General features: G+C 65.2%; 1 protein-coding gene. It reads left to right on the top strand.

What is annotated here, in order from left to right:
* Positions 1-580: efflux RND transporter periplasmic adaptor subunit (locus P0D73_RS46630; protein WP_494478267.1), on the top strand; the 580-nt coding region annotated here is incomplete at both ends.

Here is a 580-nt window from a genome sequence, read left to right on the forward strand (position 1 = left end):
CGCGCGGTTGCTGATCTACGCAACGTTGGCGCTGTGCGCTGCGTGCCACAAGCCAGCTCCGCCGCCGCAGGCCGGCGCGGCCGAAGTGACCGTGATGCAGGTCGAGCCGCACGATACGCCGGTCGAGTTCGAGTTCACCGCGCAGACGCAGAGCTCACGCGAAGTGGAGATTCGCGCCCGCGTGGACGGCTTTCTCGATAAGCGGGTCTATACCGAGGGTCAACTGGTCCATGCCGGGCAGACGCTCTTCCTGATGGACCCGAAACCATTCGAGGCCGCGCTGCAGACGGCCAAGGGCCAACTCGCGCAGCAGGAGGCGCGGCTCTATGTGACGAAGGCCAATCTCGCGCGCGTGATCCCGCTCGCCGCGCAGAACGCTTTGAGCAAGAAGGATCTGGACGACGCAACCGGCAACGAGAAGAGCGCGGAAGCGGCCGTGATCGCCGCCAAGGGGCAGGTGCAGACGGCGGAACTCAACCTCAGCTATACAACCATCAAATCGCCGCTCAACGGTCTGTCGAGCTTCGCGAGACAGCAGGACGGCAGCTATGTGACGGCCGGACAGGCCGGCTTGCTGACG

It is taken from the genome of Paraburkholderia sp. RL18-101-BIB-B, from assembly GCF_046026985.1.
In the GTDB taxonomy this organism is placed as follows: Bacteria; Pseudomonadota; Gammaproteobacteria; order Burkholderiales; family Burkholderiaceae; genus Paraburkholderia.